This is a genomic window from Armatimonas sp., assembly GCF_964826245.1.
The window spans coordinates 1-7,197 of record NZ_CBAYMC010000219.1 but is presented as its reverse complement, the minus strand read 5'-3'; the positions used below and the strand labels follow the sequence as shown (position 1 = coordinate 7,197).

The window sequence follows — 7,197 nt, the reverse complement described above, 5'->3', positions numbered from 1 at the left end:
ATGTCACTATTTTTACTTGCTTGCTTTGTAACAATGGGGTATTTTACAAGGCGACCTAGCCTCTCAGCAGTTTTTATGCCTAGCTCACCAGGAAGAAGTTTAGCTGCTATTTCAACATGATGGCAGGTAAGTGATTCGAATTGCCAGCTTGTAGGTGCTAGATGAATAAGTGCATGATGTAGTTCATCGGCATAGCGTTTGATACTAACTGCATGATACTCGACGAGATTGGGAATAAGAAGGACTTTCAAATCAGGCTCAGAGTACCAGAAAAATAAGAAGGGAGCAAAAGCTCCCTTCGCGACTTGAACTACCGATTCGCAATGAGCGGTGCAATCAAGAGGCTGACGACGCTCATGACCTTGATGAGGATCGCCACGCCAGGCCCGGAGGTGTCTTTAAACGGATCACCGACGGTATCTCCGACAACGGCGGCTTTATGGGCATCACCGCCTTTGATGTGTCCGTCGAGGTCGCCTTTCTCAATGTGCTTCTTGGCGTTGTCCCAGGCTCCTCCTGAGTTGGCCATGAAGAGGCTCAGGGTGGAACCGACAGCAAGAGAGCCTGCCAGCATCCCCGCCAGTGCTGTCGGGCCGAGAATAAAGCCCGTGAGCGTGGGGGCAAGTATCGCAACTAAGCCCGGTTGGATCATCTCGATCAGTGCCGCTTTGGTGGCAATGTCTACGATATGGGCGGGCTCCGGATCAGCGGTGCCTTCGAGAAGCCCTGGAATCTCCTTGAACTGTCGAGCGATCTCAATCACGATCTTCTGCGCTGCATGACCGACCGCAAGCATTGTCGAAGCGCTCACCCAGAAGGGCAGGATCGCACCAAGAAGCACTCCGATCAGCACGGTCGCATCGGTGAGTTCTAGGTGGAATGGGATGCCGTTGGGGCCTCGGGCATGGGTGATCTCCATTGAGTAAGCGGAGAAGAGGGCTACCACGGTGAGAGTGGCCGAGCCAATGGCAAAGCCCTTACCAATAGCCGCGGTGGTGTTACCCACGGAGTCTAGCTCATCGGTGATGTCGCGAACCTCTTTACCCAGCCCGCTCATCTCGCTGATGCCGCCCGCGTTGTCTGAGATGGGCCCGTAGGCATCCACGGTCATGACAATCGCCGTTCCCGCAAGCATCCCGACGGCGGCAATCGCGACGCCATAGAGACCAAGCTGGGCGTTGGAGAGCCAGGCTACGGCGCAGAGAATCAGCATGGGAACAATCACGGACTCTTTGCCCACCGCGAGGCCCTGAATGATATTGGTTGCCGCACCGGTTCGCGACGAATCCGCAACACGCCGAATAGGCTTGTGAGCCGTGTAGTACTCGGTGACAAGACCAATGGCAGCTCCCCCAATCGCACCCGCCGCCAGACAGATGGTCACGGCTTGGGTCGCACCCAGGAGAGGCATGAGGATCGCGGAGACGGCGGTAAGAGCGATCGGCGGAATGATCAGGCAGTTTCGCAGGACACTGGCGGGCTTGCTCCCTCGTAGCACACGGGCTAAGAAAATTCCTAGAATGCTAATGGCAAGCCCCACGCCCGAAAGGATCAGCGGAAGCGCTCCGCCCAGAGTGCGCTCCCCAATCTCCGAAAGCCCTGGGGCCAGACTCTTGAGGTGGACGGAGTCTGCGGTTGTCAGGGAGATCGCGACGGCAGAGACAATCGCGGCGACCATGGACTCGTAGATATCCGCGCCCATTCCTGCTACATCACCCACGTTATCCCCAACATTATCTGCCACAACCCCAGGGTTGCGGGGATCGTCCTCGGGAATGCCCTCGATCACCTTGCCCGCGATATCGGCTCCGACATCGGCGGCTTTGGTGTAGATTCCTCCACCGATACGGGCAAAGAGGGCGATACTGCTGGCTCCCACGGCAAACGCATGGAGAGTCGTATTCATCACGTGGGGATTGTTACGCAGGCTATAGTACACGGCTGTCAGACCCACAAGCCCCAGGCCTGCCACGGCCAGTCCCATCACCGCACCACCATCCAGTGCGATTAAGAGCGCATTGGGCTTGCTGCCCCGGCGGGCCGCCTCTGCTGTACGGACATTGGCAAGAGTCGCCGCTTGCATCCCACAGAAGCCTGCCAGAAGTGAGAGAAAAGCCCCTAGGACAAACGCATTTGCTGCGAGCCAACCGAGTGTGAAGCCCAGCGCAACGAAAACCACTGCCGTGTAGATCGCCAGCACCTTGTACTCGCGCGTCAGGAACGCCATCGCCCCTTCGCGGATGTACTGGGCGATGCGATTCATGGTCTCCGTGCCGCCAATGGGCTGGCGTTTCACGTTGCCATAAAAGAAAAAAGCTAGTGCGAGCCCGATCAGGCCGATCACCATCGGCGAGAGAATCCAGGCGATACTCAGTTGTCCTGCCAAAGGGCAGACCTCCTCATTCCAAAAATGTTGAATTGTAATGGCTGCAACTCTTGCGCCAGACTATCCAAGAAAGAGAGAAGCGGCGAAAAAGGAAATGGCAGCAACCATAGGTGCCGAGTGAGTATACCCGAGTTTGTGAAAAATTTCCCTATCGCAAACTAAGAAGTTTCAAATGCCCGCACTGTCCTTGACTTTCCAAGCGACAATCGCATTTTGTGTGTCTAGCAAGCGGCTCATGAGCGCTCCTTCATCGTGGGCAAGAACTAGCGCTAGACTCTCTGGTACAAAAAGACTCTCAAACTCTGTCTGAAGCGAGCCCGAAAAGACGTGCGAGATCTGTGGAAACTGCTCCTTCATCCAGGCGCGTAAGACCCGGTACTGTGCTTCCATAAACGGATTCACCTGCCTGACCTTCGCGGCATCACAGATCAGCTCGACTAAGTCGCTGAAGCGTGCCTCGAAGGCCTCGGCGGTAAGCACGGCTACCTCCCGCGTGAGGGTCATGGGCGCTTGCTCTGTTCCACAAAGTTTAGACGGAGGTCACTGACCATGGCTTTGAGCGGTAGGCGCTCTTCGGGGGCAACGTGGGGCTCTAGCTGATCGGCCAGAAAGCCAACCGTGTTGATTGCGATCTGAGCCTGCGCCATGTCTTTTTCGATCTGACCAGTCATGGGGTTGGCGACGAGACCCATTCGGAGCCAGGCTAGGTTGCGGAGCTCCCCCATGAAGAGCGCCAGAACGGAGCGCACATCAGGGATCTCGTTGCTCTCTTCACCGTCTTCGCCGTCTTCATTTTCCCCCATAAACAGACCTTCCATGCCCTCAGAGGCCATGACGTCCAGAGATTCTGGAGACTCTGGTTCAGGGCTGGAAAGAACAACAGGGGCAGGGGGCGCGGCGGGTGTGGTATCGTCCGTGCTCTGGCGGCGACGGTCGCGGAAGGTAAATCCTTCTTCCTCTTCTTCGGGCATGAGGGATTGTAGCACGCGGCAAGACCCCTGTGCAATGGGGTACACTCAAAACTAGATGAAAACGGAGGCGGCAGAGGTTTTTGAGGAAGTCGGAGAGACTGCCACCAAACTAGTACGTCGCACGATTGTCCGGGCGTTTGAGTATCTCGGGGAGCTCATGACGTTGCTGGGGCGCACTCTTCGGGCAATCTTCCAGGAGGGGATTCACCTTGGCGATCTGGCAAAACAGCTCACCAGTGTCGGAACAGAGTCCCTGCCCATTGTGCTCCTCACGGTCGGCTTCTCAGGTGCGGTTCTCGCGCTCTACACGGTCGGCTCTCTCACCAACCTGGGGATTGGTAATCTCTTGGGGGGCATTGTGGCCCTTTCTATTGTCCGTGAAACCGGGCCTCTGATTACCGCTGTTACACTGATCGCACGCGTGGGCTCCGGGATCACGGCAGAGATTGGGGCGATGAAGACGACCGAGCAAGTAGACGCGCTCCGGGCAATGGGAATCTCCCCTGTGGCCTATCTCGTTGTCCCGCGCCTGATCGCCTGCCTGATAATGGGGCCTGTTACCACGCTCTTTGGGGATGCCGCGGGACTGTTTGGCGGTGGCCTCATCGCGGTCAATCAAGGTCAGACCTCGCACCAGTTTATTGACTCGTTCCGGCAGCTTCTCGATACCAACGGCTCGGATATCTTAGAAGGGCTTTTCAAGGCGCTGGTCTTTGGAATGCTGATCGCGCTGATTGCTTGTCGCGAGGGGCTGGAGACAAAAGGCGGAGCGGCAGGGGTAGGGCGCTCGACGAACCGTGCCGTGGTCTTCACGATTATTCTGGTCTTCGCCGCTGACTTTGTGATGACATGGTTCTTTAAGGCGAAGTCGGTAGTCTAGTCATGAGTGACAAAAAGCCGCGAATCTCGCTTCGTGACCTGCGCTACGTGGTCGATGACCGCGAGATCTTGGGGGGCATCACGCTGGATGTGGCTCCTGGCGAGATCCTCTGCGTCATGGGGCTCTCAGGGGCGGGCAAGTCCACGATTCTGCGCTGTATTGCGGGGCTCATCTCGGCAACGGGTGGCGAGCTCTTGGTAGATGGTGTGGACATTGTCGGGATGAAAGAGCGCGAGCTGCTGCCCATCCGTGCGAAGATGGGAGTCGTTTTTCAGTACGCTGCGCTCTTTGACTCGATGAATGTCTATGGAAATGTCGCCTTTGGGCTCTTGCGGGGCTTGCGCTGCAAAGAGTATAAAAAGAAGAGGCGTCCAGAGATTGCGGAGCTAGTTGCGGAGCACTTAAGAGAAGTGGGGCTGCCTGGTATCGAGAAGCGCCTGCCCTCCGAGCTCTCAGGTGGCATGCGACGGCGAGTCGGGCTGGCGCGTGCACTGGCCACTGAGCCCGAGATAATCCTCTACGACGAACCTACCAGCGGTCTTGATCCCGTGACGGCGGCGGCGATTGACCACTTGATTGTTCGGACACGGGAGCGGAAAAATGTCACCAGTGTGGTGGTTTCCCACGACATGCAGAGTATTTTCCGAATTGCGGATAAAATACTCATGCTCTATGAAGGAAAGGCTCAGATCTACGGCACCGCAGACGAAGTTCGGGGAAGCACCGACCCGATTGTCCAGCAGTTTATTCGGGGAGAGATTGAAGGCCCCATCGAGATTGGATAGACGATGAGTAAGCGCGATATTGTCACGGGAGTGGTGATTGTGGGAGCGGCCATTGGCTTGGGTGTTGCTAAGGGCTGGCTGAACCGGAGCTGGGAAGAGCGCAACTCCACGGACTTTCGGGTGGCCTTTGACGATGCCAAGGGGCTTAAAGGTGGCGAGGAAGTTCGGGTTGCGGGCTTTCAGGTGGGCTCCGTCAAGGAAGTCCGTCTCTCCGATGATGGACGCAAGGCGATCACGCTTCTGCGCATTAACGACGGTGTGAAGATTCCGCTGAAGTCGCAGATCAGTGTGTCGTCGGGGCTACTCGGTGGCGGGGCTGTCGTGGCCATTACCCCCAGCCGTGAGACGGAGTTTATCACCGAGGCAACCACGAAAGAGAAGCCTCTTGAAGGTGAGCCTGCGGCGGGTCTCGACTCCGCGCTCGCTGGGGTGAGCAAGTTCACCAACGACGATGCACTGCGCGAGGATCTGACCGCAACAGCACACAACCTAAAGCTCATCAGCGAGAAGCTCAACAAGCTTGGGGCTATTGCGGCGCTCGACGATCCTAAAGGTGATCTGCAGGCGACGATTCGCAATATTCGAGCAACCTCGGCGCTCCTTCCTGCGACGATGCAAAAAGTCGATGCTGTCGTTGCCAATGCGGCGGAGGTAACTGCCTCGGCCAAGACGATTGCGCCCCTATTGGAGAAGCAAGTAGCCACGCTCTCCAAAGAAACCCAGACTCTGATCAAAGACCTTGATTCCGTGATGAAGTCGGGCGGGCGGATCGCCACGCAGACCGAGGGGCTGGCCAAAGAGGCCAAAGAAACGGTCGCAGATAGCCGTGCGAGCATCAAGGCCCTTCTGCGCTCCGCCAACGATGCCACAGCAGGAGTGGCTGGGCTGACGGAGCAACTGAAGCTTCTGGTAGGGGACAAAGATCTCCGGGGGAGTGTCGTGGTGACGACGGCTAATCTGGCGAAGCTCTCGGACAATCTGGTCACTCTCTCACAGAAGCTCGACGAGACTGCGGGAACGCTCTCTAGGACCGCCACGGACCCGGAGCTACTGACAAATATCAAGACAACGGTTGCCAATGTCAAGGATGCCAGCGGCTCCATAAAAAATATTACCGCTCGTGTAGAGACGCTGCGTCTGCCCGGCGAGAAGAGGCCAAGCACGGTAAATCCACCGTCGCCGCTGAAAAAACAGCCCTCCTGGTACGAGCCGGGCTTGACCGGAGACTTTCTGTACGATACAAAGGCGGAGCGTTTTCAGCTCGATACCAATTATTCTGTGGTGACGGGGGGGCAGCTCTGGCGAGTGGGCCTCACGGATGCGACAGAGCGAAATCTGGTCAATGTGCAGCTCGGGCAGAAAAGCGGAGAGCTCTGGACACGCTACGGCCTCTTTGGCGGAAAGCTGGGAGTTGGGTTTGATGTGCCGGTTGGGTCGCTGCAGTGGCGGCTTGATCTACAAGACCCGAACCGCTTTACCGTCAATACGCGGCTGAGAGCGCGTCTGAACGATAGCGCAGCGCTAACCTTTGGACTGGATTCCGTGGGCAACGGGAATCTCCCTAAGATTGGCCTGCAGATAAGGAAGTAAAAATGAACGTAATTTTGCAGAAAGATGTTGTTAAAGTGGGTAGAGAGGGTGAGGTCGTAACTGTCTCCGATGGTTATGCTCGCAACTACCTAATGCCCCGTGGCCTAGCTGTCTCCGCTTCGGGCGGAGCGCTGAAAGTCTTGGAGGCACGCCACGCCGCGGACGAGCGCAAGAGCGAGGCCCTGCTGGCTCAGGCAACCAAAGACCAGGCGACCCTTGAGGGCAAGACCATCAAGATCATCGGTAAGGCCGGAGCGGGGGATCGTCTCTACGGCTCCATCACGTCGGGTGATATTGCCGAGTCCCTCAAAAAAGAGTTCGGCGTGGCGGTGGACAAGCGCCGCGTGCTGCTGCTCGACCCGATCCGCGCGATTGGGACGTTTCATGTGGATGTCAAGCTCCATAAAGACATCACGGTTCCCGTAACCGTCGCGGTTGACAAAGCGTAAGCAAGGCCGCGCAAGCATGACAAGGGCGCGGCGACTAGCCGCGCCCTTTTAGTTTCTCGAAAATTTCTATGAACGGACGCGTCCCCCCCCAAAATATCGAGGCCGAGATGGCCGTGCTGGGCTCCATGCTTTTGGG

At 57.1% G+C, this 7,197-nt stretch carries 8 protein-coding genes; 4 read left to right on the top strand and 4 right to left on the bottom strand.

From position 1 onward, the window contains the following. From AC1XOS_RS17600 to AC1XOS_RS17585, 4 genes are all read right to left on the bottom strand, one after another. On the bottom strand, window positions 1-251 hold a 251-nt coding region (locus AC1XOS_RS17600; RefSeq protein WP_481963525.1), incomplete at its 3' end, for a hypothetical protein. 59 nt (window positions 252-310) lie between these two features. Further along, window positions 311-2,386: a sodium-translocating pyrophosphatase gene (locus tag AC1XOS_RS17595; protein WP_481963524.1), complete on the bottom strand. Its 2,076-nt coding sequence runs from the start codon at window positions 2,384-2,386 to the stop codon at window positions 311-313. Between the two features lie 168 nt (window positions 2,387-2,554). Beyond that, on the bottom strand, window positions 2,555-2,890 hold the full coding sequence (locus tag AC1XOS_RS17590; protein WP_481963523.1) for a hypothetical protein: 336 nt from the start codon (window positions 2,888-2,890) through the stop codon (window positions 2,555-2,557). Beyond that, a complete protein-coding gene (locus AC1XOS_RS17585) occupies window positions 2,887-3,357 on the bottom strand; it encodes a DUF1844 domain-containing protein (protein ID WP_481963522.1) in 471 nt (156 codons plus the stop codon). The genes AC1XOS_RS17590 and AC1XOS_RS17585 overlap by 4 nt, the downstream gene beginning before the upstream one ends. Window positions 3,358-3,412: 55 nt before the next feature. Between AC1XOS_RS17585 and AC1XOS_RS17580 the strand changes: the two genes are divergently transcribed. From AC1XOS_RS17580 to rplI, 4 genes are read left to right on the top strand one after another with little or no spacing between them, the layout of a single operon-like run. Beyond that, window positions 3,413-4,237 carry an MlaE family ABC transporter permease gene (locus tag AC1XOS_RS17580; protein ID WP_481963521.1) on the top strand — a complete coding sequence of 275 codons (825 nt, stop codon included), beginning with the start codon at window positions 3,413-3,415 and terminating at the stop codon, window positions 4,235-4,237. A gap of 2 nt (window positions 4,238-4,239) precedes the next feature. Beyond that, on the top strand, window positions 4,240-5,022 hold the full coding sequence (locus AC1XOS_RS17575; RefSeq protein WP_481963520.1) for an ABC transporter ATP-binding protein: 783 nt from the start codon (window positions 4,240-4,242) through the stop codon (window positions 5,020-5,022). A 3-nt stretch (window positions 5,023-5,025) separates the two neighbouring features. Then, complete coding sequence (locus AC1XOS_RS17570) at window positions 5,026-6,612, top strand: MlaD family protein (protein WP_481963519.1); 1,587 nt, start codon at window positions 5,026-5,028, stop codon at window positions 6,610-6,612. A 2-nt stretch (window positions 6,613-6,614) separates the two neighbouring features. Further along, complete coding sequence (rplI, locus tag AC1XOS_RS17565) at window positions 6,615-7,061, top strand: 50S ribosomal protein L9 (RefSeq protein WP_481963518.1); 447 nt, start codon at window positions 6,615-6,617, stop codon at window positions 7,059-7,061. The last annotated feature ends 136 nt before the right edge of the window (window positions 7,062-7,197 follow it).

Coding starts and splice junctions, on each gene's coding strand:
- AC1XOS_RS17590 (WP_481963523.1), bottom strand. CDS start 2,890: ATGACCCTCACGCGGGAGGTAGCCGTGCTTACCGCCGAGGCCTTCGAG.
- AC1XOS_RS17585 (WP_481963522.1), bottom strand. CDS start 3,357: ATGCCCGAAGAAGAGGAAGAAGGATTTACCTTCCGCGACCGTCGCCGC.
- AC1XOS_RS17580 (WP_481963521.1), top strand. CDS start 3,413: ATGAAAACGGAGGCGGCAGAGGTTTTTGAGGAAGTCGGAGAGACTGCC.
- AC1XOS_RS17575 (WP_481963520.1), top strand. CDS start 4,240: ATGAGTGACAAAAAGCCGCGAATCTCGCTTCGTGACCTGCGCTACGTG.
- AC1XOS_RS17570 (WP_481963519.1), top strand. CDS start 5,026: ATGAGTAAGCGCGATATTGTCACGGGAGTGGTGATTGTGGGAGCGGCC.
- rplI (WP_481963518.1), top strand. CDS start 6,615: ATGAACGTAATTTTGCAGAAAGATGTTGTTAAAGTGGGTAGAGAGGGT.